This is a genomic window from Enterobacter sp. 725m/11, assembly GCF_011683705.1.
Classification (GTDB): domain Bacteria; phylum Pseudomonadota; class Gammaproteobacteria; order Enterobacterales; family Enterobacteriaceae; genus Enterobacter; species Enterobacter bugandensis.
Genome location: NZ_JAAQOK010000003.1, coordinates 38,943 through 57,074 on the forward strand (window position 1 = coordinate 38,943; position 18,132 = coordinate 57,074).

Annotated in this window: 18 protein-coding genes; 10 read left to right on the forward strand and 8 right to left on the reverse strand. The window is 61.7% G+C overall.

Annotation, left to right across the window (positions count from 1 at the left end; translation table 11 throughout):
* Window positions 1-50: 50 nt before the first annotated feature.
* Genes fepC through fepD form a run of 3 tightly spaced genes read right to left on the reverse strand, consistent with a single transcriptional unit; the run spans window position 51 to window position 2,835 of the window.
* The gene (gene fepC / locus HBA26_RS01840) at window positions 51-845 is read right to left on the reverse strand and encodes an iron-enterobactin ABC transporter ATP-binding protein (RefSeq protein ID WP_126345056.1); all 795 of its coding nucleotides are present in this window, start codon (window positions 843-845) and stop codon (window positions 51-53) included.
* On the reverse strand, window positions 842-1,831 hold the full coding sequence (fepG, locus tag HBA26_RS01845) for an iron-enterobactin ABC transporter permease (RefSeq protein ID WP_166720750.1): 990 nt from the start codon (window positions 1,829-1,831) through the stop codon (window positions 842-844). The genes fepC and fepG overlap by 4 nt, the downstream gene beginning before the upstream one ends.
* Entirely contained in the window at window positions 1,831-2,835 is a 1,005-nt protein-coding gene (gene fepD / locus HBA26_RS01850) for a Fe(3+)-siderophore ABC transporter permease (protein ID WP_063154734.1), read from the reverse strand. The genes fepG and fepD overlap by 1 nt, the downstream gene beginning before the upstream one ends.
* A gap of 108 nt (window positions 2,836-2,943) precedes the next feature.
* Here fepD and entS point away from each other — a divergent pair, with 108 nt between their 5' ends.
* Window positions 2,944-4,191, forward strand: coding sequence for an enterobactin transporter EntS (gene entS / locus HBA26_RS01855; RefSeq protein ID WP_126345055.1), 1,248 nt, complete (start codon window positions 2,944-2,946; stop codon window positions 4,189-4,191).
* 34 nt (window positions 4,192-4,225) lie between these two features.
* Here the strand turns inward: entS and fepB are convergent, their stop codons facing one another.
* Window positions 4,226-5,185, reverse strand: coding sequence for a Fe2+-enterobactin ABC transporter substrate-binding protein (gene fepB / locus HBA26_RS01860; protein WP_126345054.1), 960 nt, complete (start codon window positions 5,183-5,185; stop codon window positions 4,226-4,228).
* Between the two features lie 188 nt (window positions 5,186-5,373).
* Here fepB and entC point away from each other — a divergent pair, with 188 nt between their 5' ends.
* The 7 genes from entC (at window position 5,374) to HBA26_RS01895 (ending at window position 12,714) form a co-directional block, all read left to right on the forward strand.
* Window positions 5,374-6,549 carry an isochorismate synthase EntC gene (entC, locus tag HBA26_RS01865; protein WP_100170623.1) on the forward strand — a complete coding sequence of 392 codons (1,176 nt, stop codon included), beginning with the start codon at window positions 5,374-5,376 and terminating at the stop codon, window positions 6,547-6,549.
* Window positions 6,550-6,558: 9 nt separating this feature from the next.
* Window positions 6,559-8,169, forward strand: a complete 1,611-nt coding sequence (entE, locus tag HBA26_RS01870; RefSeq protein WP_126345053.1) for a (2,3-dihydroxybenzoyl)adenylate synthase EntE — start codon at window positions 6,559-6,561, stop codon at window positions 8,167-8,169.
* Window positions 8,170-8,179: 10 nt separating this feature from the next.
* The gene (locus HBA26_RS01875; RefSeq protein WP_063154729.1) at window positions 8,180-9,034 is read left to right on the forward strand and encodes an isochorismatase; all 855 of its coding nucleotides are present in this window, start codon (window positions 8,180-8,182) and stop codon (window positions 9,032-9,034) included.
* Window positions 9,034-9,789, forward strand: a complete 756-nt coding sequence (gene entA / locus HBA26_RS01880; protein WP_063154728.1) for a 2,3-dihydro-2,3-dihydroxybenzoate dehydrogenase EntA — start codon at window positions 9,034-9,036, stop codon at window positions 9,787-9,789. Before HBA26_RS01875 ends, entA begins: the two co-directional genes overlap by 1 nt.
* A complete protein-coding gene (gene entH / locus HBA26_RS01885; protein ID WP_063154727.1) occupies window positions 9,789-10,202 on the forward strand; it encodes a proofreading thioesterase EntH in 414 nt (137 codons plus the stop codon). The genes entA and entH overlap by 1 nt, the downstream gene beginning before the upstream one ends.
* A 149-nt stretch (window positions 10,203-10,351) precedes the next feature.
* Window positions 10,352-12,457: a pyruvate/proton symporter CstA gene (gene cstA / locus HBA26_RS01890; RefSeq protein ID WP_063449408.1), complete on the forward strand. Its 2,106-nt coding sequence runs from the start codon at window positions 10,352-10,354 to the stop codon at window positions 12,455-12,457.
* 59 nt (window positions 12,458-12,516) lie between these two features.
* The gene (locus tag HBA26_RS01895) at window positions 12,517-12,714 is read left to right on the forward strand and encodes a YbdD/YjiX family protein (protein ID WP_069733625.1); all 198 of its coding nucleotides are present in this window, start codon (window positions 12,517-12,519) and stop codon (window positions 12,712-12,714) included.
* On the opposite strand, the gene HBA26_RS01900 is transcribed toward HBA26_RS01895, so the two are convergent.
* The 4 genes from HBA26_RS01900 to HBA26_RS01915 all read right to left on the reverse strand — a co-directional run bounded on the left by HBA26_RS01900 (window position 12,711) and on the right by HBA26_RS01915 (window position 15,465).
* Window positions 12,711-13,115: a helix-turn-helix transcriptional regulator gene (locus HBA26_RS01900; protein WP_063942796.1), complete on the reverse strand. Its 405-nt coding sequence runs from the start codon at window positions 13,113-13,115 to the stop codon at window positions 12,711-12,713. The genes HBA26_RS01895 and HBA26_RS01900 overlap by 4 nt on opposite strands.
* Window positions 13,090-13,392 (reverse strand): type II toxin-antitoxin system RelE/ParE family toxin, encoded by a 303-nt coding sequence (locus HBA26_RS01905; RefSeq protein WP_126345052.1) that lies wholly within the window; start codon window positions 13,390-13,392, stop codon window positions 13,090-13,092. The genes HBA26_RS01900 and HBA26_RS01905 overlap by 26 nt, the downstream gene beginning before the upstream one ends.
* 183 nt (window positions 13,393-13,575) lie before the next feature.
* Window positions 13,576-14,319, reverse strand: a complete 744-nt coding sequence (locus tag HBA26_RS01910; RefSeq protein WP_100170618.1) for a 3-oxoacyl-ACP reductase family protein — start codon at window positions 14,317-14,319, stop codon at window positions 13,576-13,578.
* 57 nt (window positions 14,320-14,376) lie between these two features.
* Window positions 14,377-15,465 (reverse strand): oxidoreductase, encoded by a 1,089-nt coding sequence (locus HBA26_RS01915; protein WP_126345051.1) that lies wholly within the window; start codon window positions 15,463-15,465, stop codon window positions 14,377-14,379.
* 159 nt (window positions 15,466-15,624) lie between these two features.
* Here HBA26_RS01915 and HBA26_RS01920 point away from each other — a divergent pair, with 159 nt between their 5' ends.
* Both HBA26_RS01920 and HBA26_RS01925 read left to right on the forward strand, forming a co-directional pair.
* On the forward strand, window positions 15,625-17,127 hold the full coding sequence (locus HBA26_RS01920; RefSeq protein ID WP_126345050.1) for a sugar ABC transporter ATP-binding protein: 1,503 nt from the start codon (window positions 15,625-15,627) through the stop codon (window positions 17,125-17,127).
* The gene (locus HBA26_RS01925; RefSeq protein ID WP_047367708.1) at window positions 17,124-18,119 is read left to right on the forward strand and encodes an ABC transporter permease; all 996 of its coding nucleotides are present in this window, start codon (window positions 17,124-17,126) and stop codon (window positions 18,117-18,119) included. The genes HBA26_RS01920 and HBA26_RS01925 overlap by 4 nt, the downstream gene beginning before the upstream one ends.
* Window positions 18,120-18,132: the final 13 nt, after the last annotated feature.

Here is an 18,132-nt window from a genome sequence, read left to right on the forward strand (position 1 = left end):
CCTACGGGAGCTGAATGTAGGCCGGGTAAGGCGTAGCCGCCACCCGGCAATTACCGCCGACCTAACGGCACCACCAGCGGCGTACCCGCCACCGGATCGTCAATAATCATGCAGCGCATGCCGTAGATCCGCTCGATCAGCTCTGGCGTCACAATCTCTTTCGGCGCGCCCTGCGCCACAATCTCGCCGTCGCGCAAGGCAATCAGATGCGTGGCGTAGCGGCAGGCCTGATTTAAATCATGCAGCACCGCCGCCAGGGTATACCCCTGCGTGCGGTTCAGCTCGCTCAGCAGCTCCAGCAGGTCAATCTGATGGCTGATGTCCAGCCAGGTCGTCGGCTCGTCCAGCAGCATAATGGCGGTTTCCTGCGCCAGCACCATCGCGATCCACGCCCGCTGTCGCTGTCCGCCAGAGAGGGTATCCACGCTTTGCTGAGCCAGATCGGTGATGCCCGTTGCCTGCATCGCGCGCTTCACGGCCTCGTCGTCCTCTTTGCGCCAGCGGGTAAACAGCGGCTGGTGTGGATAGCGCCCGCGCGAGACCAGCTCCTGCACTGTGATGTCTCCCGGTGTGGTGGCGTTTTGCGCCAGCAGCCCGATGCGCCTGGCCACCTCTTTGCTGGCGAAGCGCTGGATCTGCTCTCCGTCGAGGAATACGCTGCCCTCTGACGGCGACATCAGGCGGCTCAGGGTGCGCAGCAGGGTCGATTTGCCGCAGCCGTTCGGACCGATAATCGCGGTGAAGTGGCCGTCCGGAATGGCGACGGTTAAATCACGGGCAATGATTTTTTTGCCATAGCCGAGGGTCAAGTTTTCGCCGCGCAAGCGGGTTGTTGAATCTGTCATTTCTTGCGTGACTCCTGAACGAGCAAGACGATGAGGTAAATCCCGCCGAGGCTGACGGTCACCACGCCCACCGGAAGTTGATAAGGCATAAACAGCTGCTGGGCGCAGAGATCGGCGGCCAGCAGCAGCATCGCACCGCACAGGGCAGCCTGGGTCAAGCCCCAGCGCGCGGTGCCGCTAAGACGCCGCGCGATGTGCGGCGCGACAAGGGCAATAAACGAGATCGGCCCGGCGATGGCGGTGGAGGCGGCGGTCAGCAGTACCGCCACCAGCATCAGCATCAGACGCGAGCGCTCAACGCTCACGCCCAGCGCGCAGGCGCTGTCGTCGCCCATCTCCAGCAGGTCCATCCGGCGTACCAGCAGCAGGGCGCCGAAAAACATCAGCAAAATCAGCGGCGCGGCGGGCCAGGTTTTGCCCCACGTCAGGCCATTAAGTGAGCCGGCGTACCACAGCCCGGCGGAGAGCGCGGTTTCCAGAGACGCCTGCAACAAAAGCCAGGTGTTAAACGCCATCAGCATCGCGCGGATGCCGATCCCGATAATGATCAGCCGGAAGGTGTCAATGCCGTTGCGCCAGGCCAGGGCCCAGATAAGCAGCGAGGTCAGAATGCCGCCCGCCATCGCCGTAAAGGTAATGGCCGTCAGATGCTGCCCGAACAGCACCATCGCCACCAGCACGCCGCTCCACGCGCCGGTATTCAGGCCCATCACGTCCGGGCTGCCGAGGGGGTTACGCATCAGCGACTGGAAAATCGCGCCGCTGACGCCGAGCGCCGCGCCTACCAGGATCGCCATCGCCACGCGCGGCAGTCGCCATTCGGTGACCACCATGGTGATGTTACGCGGCGCGCTGCCGGTGAGGGCGTGAAAGACTTGCGCGAAATCAAGCGTTACGGCACCGCTTTGCAGGCTCCAGACCGCCAGCAGAGTAATGGCGATAGCCAGCAGGAAGATGCTGGTGAGTAAACGACGGGAAGGAGCCATCATGCGCTACCTCCGCGTCTGCGACGTACCAGGAAGATCAGCACCGGCGCGCCGATAAACGCGCTCACCACCGAGACGCGCAGCTCGCCGGGCACCAGCAGGCGGCCCAGCACGTCGGCAAACAGCAGCAGGGCAGGAGTGGCCAGCAGCGTGACCGGCAGCGACCAGCGGTGGTCCGACCCCACCAGCCAGCGCGCCATGTGCGGCATCATCAGGCCGATAAAGGCGATCGGACCGACCACGGCGGTTGCGCTACCGCTCAGCACGGTGATAGCGAGCAGGCCAGTCAGCTGCGTGCGCGCCACGCGGTTGCCGAGGGCGGTCGCGGTGTCGCTGCCGAGGCTCAGGCTGTTCAGCGACCGGCTTAAACACAGCGCCACGACGGCGGCGATAATGACCGGGATTGCCACCACGTTTAAGGTTTCAAGGGTGCGGATATCCAGCGAACCGGCCTGCCAGAAGCGCAGCTGGTCATACACGTCCGGGTTGAGCAGGGCGATGCCGCTGGACAAGCCTTCCAGCACCGCCGCGAGCGCTACGCCCGCAAGCGTCAGGCGAACCGGGCTCAGCTGCCCGCCGCCCTGACTGCCGGTAAACGCGACCACCAGCGAGGCGGCCAGCGCGCCGCAGAAGGCCATCACCAGCTGTTCAGAGGGCGACGTTAACCCGAACAGCGCTGCGCCGAGCACGATGGCAAAGCTGGCGCCGGAGTTGACGCCAAGAATGCCGGGGTCCGCCAGCGGGTTACGGGTAAGGGTTTGCATCAGGGCACCCGCAAGGCCAAGCGCGCCACCGGCCAGCAGTCCGGCAAGAGTGCGGGGCAGGCGGGCGTCGAGCACGATGGTGCAGTCGGCGCTCTGACAGGTGCCGGAGAGCGCATCAACGATAACGTAGGCGGGTAGCGGCTTCGCGCCGACCAGCAGGCTGAGTGCAATCGCAAGGATTAGCAGTAGCAATAATACGGGCACGGCAATGGCGCGCACCGCAGAAGAGGAAAACGACATAGCAACATCCATGATTTGATAATGATAGTGATTATCGTTATCTATCTTATTTGGCTATGTTAGCATGTGCGCCCATGGAATGGGTAGAAATAGACTCAAGGCTTTGTCATGAATCAAAAATCCTGGCTGCTTAACCTCAGCCTGTTGAAAACGCACCCGGCGTATCGCGCCGTTTTTATCGCTCGCTTTATCTCCATTTTGTCCCTCGGCCTGCTCGGCGTCGCCGTGCCGGTACAGATCCAGACCATGACGCACTCCAGCTGGCTGGTGGGGCTATCCGTCACCTTAACCGGCGGGGCGATGTTTATCGGCCTGATGGTCGGCGGCGTGCTGGCGGATCGCTACGAGCGTAAGAAGCTGATCCTGCTCGCGCGCGGCACCTGCGGGGTGGGCTTTATCGGGCTGTGTCTGAACGCGATGCTGCCGGAGCCGTCGCTGATGGCGATTTATGCCCTTGGCCTGTGGGACGGTTTTTTCGCCTCGCTCGGCGTGACGGCGCTGCTGGCGGCAACGCCCGCGCTGGTGGGCCGCGAGAACCTGATGCAGGCGGGGGCGATCACCATGCTCACCGTGCGCCTCGGCTCGGTGATTTCGCCGATGGTCGGCGGCCTGCTGCTGGCAACGGGCAACGTGGCCTGGAACTACGGCCTTGCCGCGGCGGGCACCTTTATCACCACCCTGACGCTGCTGCGTCTGCCGCTCCTGCCACCGCCACCGCATCCGCGCGAGCACCCGCTGAAATCGCTGATGGCCGCGATTCGTTTTCTGTTCAGCAACCCGCTGATTGGCGGCATTGCGCTGCTCGGCGGCCTGCTGACGATGGCGAGCGCCGTGCGCGTGCTTTACCCGGCGCTGGCGGGCGAGTGGCAGATGAGCGCCTCGGAGATTGGCGTGCTGTACGCCGCCATTCCGCTCGGTGCGGCCTGCGGGGCGCTGACTAGCGGTAACCTGGCCCAAAGCGCGCGTCCGGGCTTGATTATGCTGGTGGCGACGCTGGCCTCGTTTATCGCCATCGGCTTCTTCAGCCTGATGCCGGTCTGGGCGCTGGGGGTGATGTGTCTGGTGATTTTCGGCTGGCTGAGTGCGGTCAGCTCACTTTTACAGTACACCCTGATCCAGACCCAGACGCCGGAAGGGATGCTGGGGCGTATCAACGGCCTGTGGACCGCGCAGAACGTGACGGGCGATGCAATTGGCGCGGCGATCCTCGGCGGGCTGGGGGCGATAATGACCCCGGTAGCGTCGGCGAGCAGCAGCGGGTTTGTGTTAGCGATGGTTGGCGCGATCTTACTGGTGACGCTGGTGGAATTGCGGCGGTTCAGGCAGGAGGTCGTGTTGAACGACGGTGCGGCCTGATGCCCTCTCCCGCGGGGAGAGGGAGGGAAAATGCCTACCTAAACAACGCATTCAATCTGTCTAATACCAGCATCGCGCTGTAATAATCCAGGCGGAACGTTTCGGTTCCCAACGCCCACACGCGCTTGTTTTTCACCGACGGCAGGTGCGCCAGCAGCGGGTTAGCGTAAATCGCCGCCACGTCTTTCTCGTCGCCGGCAAACACGAACAGCCCTTCGCCGTTCAGCCCCGTCGCCAGATTTTCTCCACCCAGCTGAATAATGTCGTGACGCTTGCCCTGGCTTTTTGAGGTGTGCAGCCCATCGGGTAACGCCGCCAGCGTAAAGCCCAGCTGGTGTAACAGCTTGCCCTGCGCCGATTCTGTCGTCCACAGGTTCGCCGTGTGCGCGGCGGCGGTGTAGACGATGGCATTCACCGGCTGCGGCGGCAGTTTCATCTGCTGTTTCACCTGCGCGAGCTGTTTATCGAACGCGGCGATGCGTTCAGCGGCCTGTTTCTCGTGCCCGGTCATCGTGCCCAGCTGGGTCAGCAGTTCCTGCCAGCTTTTGTCGTCGTAGTTGATGATAAGCGTCGGGGCGATGGCGGAGAGCTGATCGTACAGCGCCAGCGCGGAATCCCCGCCGGTGGCGCTGATCAAAATCAGATCCGGCATCTGGGCGGCCACCGCTTCGGCGCTTGGCTCGCCGATGTACAGCCGTGCAACCTTACGCTGTTTTGCAATATCCCCCCACTGGCGCAGGAAACCCTGCGCGTCCGCCACGCGGTTGTTCGGCGTGGTTGCGCCGCTGGCAATGACCGGCGCGTCAATCGCCAGCAGAGATCCGGTTAAGGTCACGCTGGTGGAGACAATGCGCGTCGGTTTGCTCTCAAGCGTATGCACGCCGCGGCTGTCGTTGACCTGGCGCGGCCAGTCTGCGGCGGCGGCTGAGGTTAGTCCTAAAACAAAAAGTCCTGTCAGAAGAAGGGCATTGCGGCAAACGGCAGCGATTTTCACAGAGCGGCATCCTGTTTTTACTGAAGATAATGCTTCTCATTTTCATGGTTGCCGGGAAGGGATGCAAGCGTTTGTCGCAGAAGTTAATGGCCCGACGGTTGACAGCGGCGCGCTGTGGGATTAGGTTAGCCGACGAAAATATAAATGATAATCATTATTGCTTCTTTTATCATTTTGAGGAGGATGATATGGACACGTCCCTGGCTGAGGAAGTTCAGCACACCACGACCACGCTGCAATCAGACAGCTTTTTCTTTATGTCGCCTTACCGCAGTTTTACCACCTCAGGCTGTTTTGCCCGATTCTCTGAACCTGCCGTCGGCGGAGACGATCCGGCGGGGCAGTTCCAGCAGAAATTAGCCCAGGCTTTCCGGGATGCGAAAGCCAGCGGCATCGCCCATCCCGTCATGGTAGGGGCCATCCCGTTCGATACCCGCAAGCCGTCTTCGCTGTTTATTCCGCAACGCTGGGAGACGTTTTCCCGTCCCGCGCGTCAGCAGTCCGCACGCTATTTCTCCGGCGCGCAGGCGCTGAAGGTGGAACAGCGCACCGAGATCCCCGCTCAGCCCGTTTTTGAAGAGATGGTCGCGCGCGCCGCGTCGCTCACCGCCACGCCGCAGGTGAATAAGGTAGTGCTGTCGCGCCTGATTGATATCGCCACCGACAAAAAAATGGACAGCGGCGCGCTGATGGAGCGTCTGATCGCTCAGAACCCGGCGAGTTTTAACTTCCACGTGCCGCTGGAAGACGGCGGCGTGCTGCTCGGCGCCAGCCCGGAACTGCTGCTGCGCAAAGAGGGCAGGCACTTTAGCTCGCTGCCGCTTGCAGGCTCCGCGCGCCGCCAGCCGGACGACGTGCTGGATCGCGAGGCGGGCAATAAGCTGCTGGCCTCCGAAAAGGACCGCCACGAACACGACCTGGTGACCCAGGCGATGAAGGCCATTCTGGAACCGCGCAGCCATCACCTGAGCATGCCGTCTTCCCCGCAGCTCATCACCACGCCGACGCTGTGGCATCTGGCGACGCCGGTTGAAGGTGACGCGCGCGAGAACGAAAACGCCCTGACGCTGGCCTGCCTGCTGCACCCGACCCCGGCCCTGAGCGGCTTCCCGCATCAGGCGGCTAAAGAACTGATTGCCGAGCTGGAGCCGTTCGACCGCGAGCTGTTCGGCGGCATCGTCGGCTGGTGCGACAGTGAAGGCAACGGCGAGTGGGTGGTGACCATCCGCTGCGCGCGTCTTCACGAAAATACCGTTCGCCTGTTTGCCGGCGCGGGCATTGTGCCTGCCTCCTCCCCGGTGGGCGAGTGGCGTGAGACGGGCGTGAAGCTCTCCACCATGCTTAACGTGTTTGGTTTGCACTAAGGAATACCCATGACCATCCCTTTTACCCGCTGGCCTGAGGATTTTGCCCGCCGCTACCGTGAAAAAGGCTACTGGCAGGATCTGCCGCTGACCCACATCCTGACGGACCATGCGCAAAGCGATGCGGTCGCGATTATTGACGGCGATCGCCACATCACCTACCGCGCGTTTAATGAGGCGGTGACGAATCTGGCGTCTGCCCTCCAGGCTCAGGGGCTGCACCGCGGCGAGACCGCGCTGGTGCAGCTCGGCAACGTGGCCGAGTTTTACATCACCTTTTTCGCGCTGCTGCAGATCGGCGTCGCGCCGGTTAACGCGCTCTTTAGCCATCAGCGCAGCGAGCTGAACGCCTACGCCGCCCAGATCAAACCCGCCGTGCTGATCGCCGATCGCGAACATGCCCTGTTCGCGGGGGATGATTTTCTCAATACCTTTGTGGATGAACACCGCTCGGTTCGCGCCGTGCTGCTGCGCGGCGATAAGGGTGAACATGCGCTGGAAGCGGCGATTGCGCGCCCGGCGGACAACTTCATCCCCAACCCGACGCCCGCAGACGAGGTGGCGTTCTTCCAGCTCTCCGGCGGCAGCACCGGTACGCCGAAGCTGATCCCGCGTACGCACAACGACTACGACTACAGCATCCGCCGCAGCAATGAAATCTGCGGCATCACTGCGCACACCCGCTATCTGAACGCGCTTCCCGCGGCGCATAACTACGCCATGAGCTCGCCGGGATCGTTAGGCGTGTTCACGGCGGGCGGCTGCGTGGTGCTGGCGAACGATCCGAGCGCCACGCTCTGCTTCCCGCTGATTGAGCAGCATCAGATCAACGTGACGTCGCTGGTCCCTCCGGCGGTGAGCCTCTGGCTGCAGGCGATTGCCGACGGCGCGGGGAACGCGCAGCTGAAATCCCTCAAGCTGCTCCAGGTGGGCGGCGCACGCCTCTCCGCCACGCTCGCGGCGCGTATTCCGGCGGAAATCGGCTGCCAGTTGCAGCAGGTATTCGGCATGGCGGAAGGGCTGGTGAACTACACCGCGCTCGACGATATGCCGGAGCGCATCATCAATACCCAGGGCCGCCCAATGTGTCCGGACGACGAGGTGTGGGTGGCGGACGAGGACGGCAACCCGCTCCCGCGCGGGGAAGTCGGACGTTTGATGACGCGCGGCCCGTACACCTTCCGCGGCTATTTCAACAGCCCGGAGCACAACGCCAGCGCCTTTGATGCCAACGGTTTCTACTGCTCCGGCGATCTGATCGCCATCGATGAGCAGGGCTACATCACCGTGCAGGGGCGCGAGAAAGATCAGATCAACCGCGGTGGCGAAAAGATTGCCGCCGAAGAGATCGAAAACCTGCTGCTGCGCCACGAAGCGGTGATCCACGCCGCGCTGGTGAGCATGGAGGACAGCCTGCTGGGCGAAAAAAGCTGTGCGTATCTGGTGGTGAAACAGCCCCTGCGTGCGGTTGAGGTGCGTCGCTTCCTGCGCGAGCAGGGCGTTGCCGAATTTAAGCTGCCGGACCGCGTGGAGAGCGTGGATGCGCTTCCGCTCACGCCGGTCGGCAAAGTTGATAAGAAACAGTTGCGCCTGTGGCTTGCTGAACGCGCCCGGGGCTGAGGAACAGAGAATGGCCATTCCAAAATTAACCGCTTACGCGCTGCCAACCGCCGCAGAGCTGCCGACCAACAAGGTGAACTGGGCGTTTGAGCCGGAGCGCGCCGCGCTGCTGATCCACGATATGCAGGAGTATTTCCTGAACTTCTGGGGCGAAAATAGCGACATGATGCAGCAGGTGGTGGCGAACATCGCTAAACTGCGCGCGTACTGCAAAGAACACAATATCCCGGTGTACTACACCGCGCAGCCGAAAGAGCAGAGCGATGAAGACCGCGCCCTGCTGAACGACATGTGGGGGCCGGGCCTGACCCGCTCGCCGGAGCAGCAGCGTATCGTGGCTGAACTGACGCCGGACGAAGCGGACACCGTGCTGGTGAAGTGGCGCTACAGCGCGTTTCACCGCTCACCGCTGGAGCAGATGCTGAAAGAGACCGGCCGCAACCAGCTGCTGATTACCGGCGTGTATGCCCACATCGGCTGCATGACTACCGCCACAGATGCCTTTATGCGCGACATCAAGCCGTTCTTTATCGCCGACGCGCTGGCGGACTTCACCCGCGACGAGCACCTGATGTCGCTGAAATACGTGGCAGGACGTTCGGGCCGCGTGGTGATGACCGACGAGCTGCTGCCGTCCGTTCCGGCAACGAAAGCCGCGCTGCGCGAGCTGATCCTGCCGCTGCTGGACGAGTCCGACGAGCCGATGGATGACGAAAACCTGATCGACTACGGTCTGGACTCGGTGCGCATGATGGCGCTGGCCGCCCGCTGGCGGAAGGTGCACGGCGACATCGACTTCGTGATGCTGGCGAAAAATCCGACCCTTGACGCCTGGTGGGCGCTGCTCTCCCGTGAGGTGAAGTGATGGCGGGGTTTGATTTTACCGGTAAAACGGTTTGGGTAACGGGCGCGGGTAAAGGTATTGGCTATGCGACCGCGCTGGCCTTTGTGGAGGCGGGCGCGCGGGTGACCGGGTTCGATCTGGCCTTCCTGCAGGACGATTATCCGTTTGCCACCGAAACGCTGGACGTGGCGGACGCGGCGCAGGTGGGCGACGTCTGCGGGCGTTTACTCGGCACCCTTGCGCGCCTCGACGTGCTGGTTAACGCGGCGGGCATTCTGCGCATGGGCGCGACGGACGAGCTTTCGCAGGAAGACTGGCAGCAGACCTTTGCGGTTAACGTCGGCGGCGCGTTTAACCTGTTTCAGCAGACGATGGGCCAGTTCCGCCGTCAGCAGGGCGGAGCGATAGTGACCGTGGCCTCCGACGCGGCGCACACCCCGCGCATCGGGATGAGCGCCTACGGCGCGTCGAAGGCGGCGCTGAAAAGCCTGGCGCTGACCGTCGGGCTGGAGCTGGCGGGCAGCGGCGTGCGCTGTAACCTGGTGTCGCCCGGCTCAACGGATACCGACATGCAGCGCACCCTGTGGAAAAGCGACGATGCGGAGCAGCAGCGCATTCGCGGCTTTGGCGAGCAGTTCAAGCTCGGCATTCCGCTCGGCAAAATCGCCCGTCCGCGGGAAATTGCCGCCACCGTGCTGTTCCTTGCGTCCGATGCCGCCAGCCATATTACCCTGCAGGATATCGTGGTGGACGGCGGCTCCACACTGGGGGTGTAATGATCTGGAAACGTCATTTATCGCTTGAAGACCTGAACGCCACCAGCGTGAACACCCTGGTGGCGCACCTGGGCATCGTCTATACCCGCCTCGGGGACGACACGCTGGAAGCGGAGATGCCGGTGGATGCCCGTACCCATCAGCCGTTTGGCCTGCTGCACGGCGGGGCGTCGGCGGCGCTGGCGGAAACGCTGGGCTCAATGGCCGGTTTTCTGATGACCCGCGACGGGCAGAGCGTGGTCGGCACTGAGCTGAACGCCACGCACCACCGCGCGGTCTCTCACGGTAAGGTGCGCGGCGTGTGTCAGCCGCTACATCTGGGGCGTTCGAGCCAGAGCTGGGAGATCGTGGTATTCGACGAGCAGGGGCGGCGGTGCTGCACCTGTCGGTTGAGCACGATGGTGCTGGGGTAGGCCATTCAGCTGAAAGTGATCGGCTTAACACTGTGGTGTAAATCTCTGGTTTGACCACGCATTATTGCGTTTCAAAGTTGTTAAATTTTATCCGTTGTTCTAGAAACAAAATGTAACATCTCACTGTTTCACAACAACGGACAACAACTATGAACAACTCAGGGAAATACCTTACGTGGGCGGCGCTCTCCGTTGTGGGAGCCTTTGCCCTGGGCTATATCGCCCTCAACCGGGGGGAGCAGATCAATGCGCTCTGGATCGTCGTCGCCTCCGTCTGCATTTATCTCATTGCGTACCGTTTTTATGGCCGCTATATCGCAAAGACGGTGCTGGGCGTAGACGGCACACGCATGACGCCTGCCGTACGCCACAACGACGGGCTGGACTACGTGCCGACCGATAAAAAAGTGCTGTTCGGTCACCATTTCGCGGCGATTGCCGGTGCAGGCCCGCTGGTGGGGCCGGTGCTGGCGGCGCAGATGGGCTACCTGCCGGGGATGATCTGGATCCTCGCGGGCGTGGTGCTGGCGGGCGCGGTGCAGGACTTTATGGTGCTGTTCGTCTCCACCCGTCGCGACGGCCGTTCTCTGGGTGAGCTGGTGAAAGAGGAGATGGGGGCAACCGCCGGGGTGATTGCGCTGGTGGCGACCTTTATGATCATGGTGATCATCCTCGCGGTGCTGGCGATGATCGTGGTGAAAGCGCTGACCCACAGCCCGTGGGGAACCTACACGGTCGCCTTTACCATTCCGCTGGCGTTGTTTATGGGGATTTACATTCGCTACCTGCGCCCCGGGCGCATCGGTGAAGTCTCTGTCATTGGCCTGGTGTTCCTGGTATTTGCGATTATCTCCGGCGGCTGGGTGGCGGAAAGCCCGACCTGGGCACCATTCTTCGACTTTACCGGCGTGCAGCTGACCTGGATGCTGGTGGGCTACGGCTTTGTGGCGGCGGTGCTGCCGGTGTGGCTGCTGCTGGCCCCGCGCGATTATCTCTCAACCTTCCTGAAAATCGGCACCATCGTCGGGCTGGCCATCGGCATTCTGATTATGCGCCCAACGCTGACCATGCCTGCGCTGACCAAATTCATCGACGGTACCGGCCCGGTCTGGACTGGTAACCTGTTCCCGTTCCTGTTTATTACCATCGCCTGCGGTGCGGTGTCCGGCTTCCACGCGCTGATTGCCTCCGGGACCACGCCGAAGATGCTGGCCAACGAGAATCAGGCCTGCCTGATTGGCTACGGCGGCATGCTGATGGAGTCCTTCGTGGCGATTATGGCGCTGGTCTCCGCCTGCATTATCGACCCGGGCGTTTACTTCGCGATGAACAGCCCGATGGCGGTGCTGGCCCCGGCCGGCACCGTTGACGTGGTAGCGTCGGCCGCGCAAGTGGTGAGCGGCTGGGGCTTTGCCATTACCCCGGAAACGCTGACGCATATCGCTAATGAGGTGGGCGAGCAGTCAATTATCTCCCGCGCGGGCGGGGCACCGACGCTGGCGGTGGGCATGGCCTACATCCTGCACGGCGCGCTGGGCGGGCTGATGGACGTGTCGTTCTGGTATCACTTCGCCATCCTGTTCGAGGCGCTGTTTATTTTGACGGCGGTGGATGCGGGAACCCGTGCGGCGCGCTTTATGCTCCAGGATCTGCTGGGGGTGATCTCCCCGAACCTGAAGCGGACCGATTCGCTCCCGGCTAACCTGCTGGCGACGGCGCTGTGCGTGCTGGCGTGGGGCTACTTCCTGCATCAGGGCGTGGTCGATCCGCTGGGCGGGATCAACACTCTGTGGCCGCTGTTCGGTATCGCCAACCAGATGCTGGCGGGCATGGCGCTGATGCTCTGCGCGGTGGTGCTGTTCAAGATGAAGCGCCAGCGTTACGCGTGGGTGGCGCTGGTGCCAACCGCCTGGCTGCTAATCTGTACCCTGACGGCGGGCTGGCAAAAAGCCTTCAGTCCGGACAATAAGGTGGGCTTCCTGGCGATCGCCAACAAGTTCCAGGCGATGATCGACAGCGGCAAGATCCCGGCGCAGTACACCGAGTCACAGCTGTCTCAGCTGGTATTCAACAACCGTCTGGATGCCGGACTGACCATCTTCTTTATGGTGGTGGTTGTGGTGCTGGCGTTGTATTCTCTGAAAACCGCGCTGGCGGCGCTGAAGGTCGACACGCCGACGGCGAAAGAGACGCCGTACGAGCCGATGCCTGAAAACCTGGACGAGATTGTGACCCAGGCGAAAGGGGCGCATTAACCTGTGTGCCGGGTGGCGCTAGCGCTTACCCGGCCTACATTTCCAGTGAGACCAGAATGATGTTCGACACCCTCTCCAAAGCAGGTAAGTACCTGGGCCAGGCCGCCAAAATGATGATTGGCGTGCCGGATTACGATAACTACGTCGAGCATATGCGCGTCAACCATCCGGACCAGACGCCAATGACCTACGAAGAGTTTTTCCGCGACCGCCAGAACGCCCGCTACGGCGGCAAGGGAGGGGCGAAGTGCTGTTAACCCTCTTTCGGTAAATAGAGGCTGATTTGCTCCTGCTTGCAGCCATAAATTGCCGCCAGCTTTTCGCGTGTGCGCTTTTGCGGACGGGAGTCCAGCGCTTCCAGCTGTGATACGGCGGACTGGCTGATGCCGAGTTTTTCCGCCACTTCCTGCTGCGACATGCCGCGCAGAATGCGCCATGCGGCCTGCAGGCTGACGTTCTCGCTATGCATGATGTCGCACACTTCACCCGGTAAACCTACGTTATCGTAGATATCTGATTCGTAAGGGATGTCTTCCCAGTCGTTTTCATCATCGTCATCATACTCAAGCATGGCTAAACGCATGCGAAAATATTCATCGTAGGGAATGACAACATACTGTTTTTTTCCTTCTTCATCCTTGATAAACTGAATAGTCATATTCCGTATGCTCCTCATGAAGGTAGGTGGTGGTTGTCCGGCGTTTTACCGCCACTACGTAACAGGTATCACCCGGCGGGTCTCCGAAGGTGTAAATGACCCTGTAATCACCTAATCGCAACCTGTAGTGGTTTTCGGGAGAAGATAATTTCTTGATATCCGCGACAGGTGATGTTTTATCATCCATCTTCTCCAGCCTGAATTTAATGCGGTTCTGATATCGCGTATCGATTTTAGAAAATTGCTTCTCTGCTGTTTTTGACCACACGATCTTCATCCGTACCTCCACTGTACGCCCACACAAAATATAAGGAAATAATAAGACTATTAGATAAATTCCGAATTTCTTATGGGGTACTGTAGAGCGGAAAAAAAGCGCAGGTAAGAGGCAAAACGCAAACCGTCGAGGCGGCTCGAAAAGGCCTCTGCCGGGCGACAGAGGCTTGCAGGAAAATTGCGATCAGGCGTTCAAACCGCCGTCCACGTCCAGACCGGTGCCTGAGATCTGCCCGGCTGCCGGGCTGGCAAGGAAGGTGACCGCCGCCGCGACGTCTTCCGGCTGGCCGTAATGGCCCAGGGCAATAAGCTGACGCTGTGAGTCAGCCTGCTCACCGTCCTCCGGGTTCATATCGCTGTTGGTCGGGCCGGGGTGCACCAGGTTAACGGTAATGCCGCGCGGGCCAAGATCGCGGGCCAGACCGCGGGTGAGGGAGTTCAGTGCAGATTTGGTCATTGAGTAGACGGCAATCCCCGGCTGTGCCACGCGGTTCGCCAGACAGCTGCCGATGTTGATGATGCGCCCGCCGTCAGACATATGCACCAGCGCTTCCTGAATGGCGATCACCACGCCGCGGATGTTGACGTTGATGAGGGCGTCGATGTCCGCCAGCGTCATGGACTCCAGCGGGCCGCCGCGCGCGATACCGGCGTTATTGACCAGAATATCCAGTCCGCCAAGGGAGCGCGCCGCCTGGGTGACGGCATCCTGAATCGCCTGCGCGCTGGCGCTGTCCGCCTGAATGGCCTCGCCGTGCCGCCCCAGCGCCTTAATTTCATCGGCGACCGCCTGGGCTTTATCGACGGATTTTTCGTAAGTGATAACCACATCAGCACCGGCGCGCGCCAGCGACAGCGCAATCGCCCGGCCCAGCCCGCGGCTGGCACCGGTAACCAGCGCCTTTTTACCTGTTAAATCGATCTGCATGATGACCTCGTTACGAGAGTGGTGAGAATCATCATTAGGTATAGCCCGTCGGCGCAATTAACGGCGGAAGGATTCTACTTTCTCAAACGCGGCGCGCAGAGCCTCAGGCGTTAACGTCACCGGCAGATAGTGAATCGACTCCACCGGGCGCAGGGTGTGGGCGATGACCTTATCCAGCTCGTCGCGGTTATTGAAGTCGACGTCCAGCTCGCGAAGCGTGGTCGGCAGGTTAAAGCGCCGGTATGCCGCCACCAGCTGTGCCAGCACGTCGTCCTGGCCGAGCAGGGCGCTCTGCACCAGAATGCCGTAGGCCACCTTAGTGCCGTGCAGGTATTTTTCCGTCTGCGGCAGCACGGTTAAGCCGTTATGCACCGCGTGCGCCGCCGCCACGCGGGTATAGCGCTCCCCCAAACCACCAACCATACCGCCGCCGGCAATAATGGCGTCCACCACGTCCCGAAACGCCTGCGTCAGCTCGCCGCGCTGCTGGTCGGCAAGCGCTTGCTCACTGTGTTCCAGCAGCACGTCGCGGATCGCCAGCGCGCCGTTAAGGCCAAGGCGCACGGTCAGCGGCAGGATTTCCGGCTGTGGGGCGAGAACCACCGCTTCGTACCACTTCGCCAGCGTATCGCCGATGCCCGCCAGCAAATATTCCGCCGGGGCGTTCAGAATGATCCGCGGCTCCACCAGCACCAGAAAGTTAGCGTCGTCAAAAATCTCAAACTGTAGCGCCTGACCGGCATCGTTGTACCAGACGGAGAGCGGAGTCCACGCTGCGCAGGTGGCGGCGATGGTGGGAATGCCCACGAACGGAACGCCCAGACGACGCGCCACGGCCTTGACGGTATCCATCACCGCGCCGCCGCCCACGCCAATCACCACGCTGGCTTCGCTTCCCGCTTCGTTCACCAGACGGGTGACGTCGCGCTCGCTGCAGTGGCCTTTAAACAGCAGGTGCTTCGCCCCCGGCGCGTTAAAGCTCTCCGGCAGGAACGGGCGTGCGCCCTCTATTGCGCGCTCGCCGTAAATCCATACCGCATGGGAAAGCTGTTCCGGGGTAAAGAAGTCATTCAGATGCGCAAGGCTTCCGGAATGGGAGAAGTAGTTCGCCGGGCCGGGCACGACGCGGATGTCGGTGTTGCTCATGGTGTTGTCCTTTTTTCGCAAGCGCTAACCCGATGTTATGTCTGGACATCCGGATGGCTAATAATATTTCGCTTTATCTTATGCCTTTTCCGTCGTTGTCAGTCAACCGGAGCTGTGAAAAATTCGATAAATCAGAAGAGTTATGAAGGATTTACGCGGATGGTTTCCAGTCGTCTTGAAATGCGCGGTATCAGCCTGGCCTTTTCCGGCTTTCAGGCGCTGACGCGCGTGGACTTCACGCTGAACGGCGGGTCGGTGCATGCGCTGACGGGCGCCAACGGTGCGGGGAAATCAACGCTGATGGCGGTGCTGTGCGGGACGCACGACCACTATGAGGGCGAAATCTCCATTAACAACCAGCCGGTAAACATTCGCGAGCCGCTGGACGCCAAACGGCTGGGCATCCACCTCGTGCAGCAGGAGGTGGACGTGGCGCTGATCCCCGGGCTGAGCATTGCGGAGAACATCATGCTCGACCAGCTGGCGCAGCCGGGGCACCGCTACCGCTGGCGCACCGTTCGTCAGCAGGCGCGGCAGGCGCTGGCGCAGCTCGACGTTACGCTGGACGTTCGCCGCTCCATCGACGGCTGCACGCTGGCCGAAAAGCAGCAGATTTTGCTGGCACGCGCTTTGTCCCACCACTGCCGTTTTTTGATTCTTGACGAGCCCACCGCGCCGCTGGACGCGCACGAGAGCGAGCGTCTGTTTGCGGTGGTAAGACGTCTGCAACAGCAGGGCATCGGCGTGGTGTTTATCTCCCACCGCATTCATGAGCTAAAAGCTATCTGCGACACCCTGACGGTGCTGCGCGACGGCAAGCTGATTGAGTCCGGCCCGATGGCCGATCTCAGCGGTGAAGAGATTGTTGAGAAGATGCTCGGCCACGTGCTGAGCGATATCTACCCGCCCGCGCGACCGCCGCACGGCGACGAAACGCTGCTGCGAGTGGAAGGACTGCACGACGACGCGCTGCTGAAGGATATCTCCCTGCACCTGCGCAAAGGCGAAATCCTCGGCATTGCCGGGCTGGCGGGGGCGGGGAAAACCGAACTCTGTAAGGCGCTGTTTGGCGCCAGCAAAAGCCGCGTGGCGCGCGGTGAGCTGAATCATCAATCCTGGCAGCCGCGCGATCCGGCAGACTCGGTGCTGCGCGGCCTGGCGCTGGTGCCGGAGGAGCGGCGCAAGGAGGGCATTTTTATCGACGAGCCGGTAAGCATGAACCTTGCCGTGTGCGCCGATAACAGCTTTTCGCGCTGGAGCCTGTTTGGTCATCGTCAGGCGTGGCGCTGGGCGGAAGAGGTCATTGCCCGCGTCGGCGTTCGCGCCCGCGGTCCCGGACAGGTTTTGCGACGTCTCTCCGGCGGTAACCAGCAGAAGGTAGCCATCGGCAAGTGGCTGCGTAATGACGCCAGCGTGCTGATCTTCGACGAGCCGACCAAAGGCGTGGACGTGAAGGCCAAAACCGATCTGTTCCAGCTGATTGACGGCCTGGCTCGCGAGGGCAAAGGGGTGATTTACGCCTCCGGTGAGTTTGCCGAGCTGGTGGGACTGTGCGACCGCATCTGCGTCCTGTGGGACGGGCGCATCGTGGCGGAAATCGCCGGGGCTGAGGCCCGTGAAGAGACACTACTTTATTATTCAACCGGAGGAACGGCGTCGTGAGCAAGGCCCTTTCAGTGACCGCGGCGGCGTCTGGCCGTCAGCAACTTTTTGATTTTCTCTATAAATGGGGCATGCTGCTCACCGTCGTCGCGCTGGTGGCCGTCTTTGGCATGGCGTCGGACAGCTTCCTCGATCCGAACAACATCATCAATATTCTGCGCTCGATTGCCATCGTGACGGTGATTGCCGTTGGCGTGTCGATTTCATTGACCGTCGGCGGGTTCGATCTCTCCGTGGGCTCCACGGCGTCGCTGGCGAACGCGCTGGTGATTTCGCTTTTCGTCTGGCACGGCTTCGGCACCACCGAGTCGATTGTAATCACTCTCGCGCTCTGCACGCTGGTCGGCCTGTTTAACGCTTTCCTGATCGTCATCCTGCGTATTCCGGACATGCTCGCGACGCTCGCCAGCCTGTTTGTCATCCAGGGCGTGGCAATGACCTACAGCTACGGCGGGTCGATTACCGAGAACATGGTGCTGCCGAGCGGCGACATGGCGGAAGGGACCATTCCGGCGGCGTTCAGCCTGCTGGGGCAGGTGCCGACCATCGTCATCATCATGCTGGCGGTGACCCTTCTGGCGCAGCTGGGGCTGTCGCTGACCACTCACGGACGCCGGATGTACGCCATTGGCGGCAACCCGGAAGCGGCGCGCCTCTCGGGCATTCGCACCACGCGCTACAAGGTGGCGGCCTACGTGATTGCCTCGCTGCTGGCGGGGCTGGGCGGCATTCTGCTGGCCTCCCGCATCGGGTCGTCGCAGGTCAATGCGGGCGGCGGCTATCTGATGGATGCGGTGGCCGCGGCGTGGATCGGCTTCTCGCTGGCCGGATCCGGCAAGCCGAATGCGCTGGGGACGCTGGTCGGGGCGGTGATTCTCGGCGTGCTGTCGAACGGGCTGGTGATGCTCTCCGTGCCGTATTACGCCATGGACATAATAAAAGGGCTGGTGCTCGCGGTAGCGCTGGCGATTACCTACATACAAAAACGCTGACAACACAACGGGA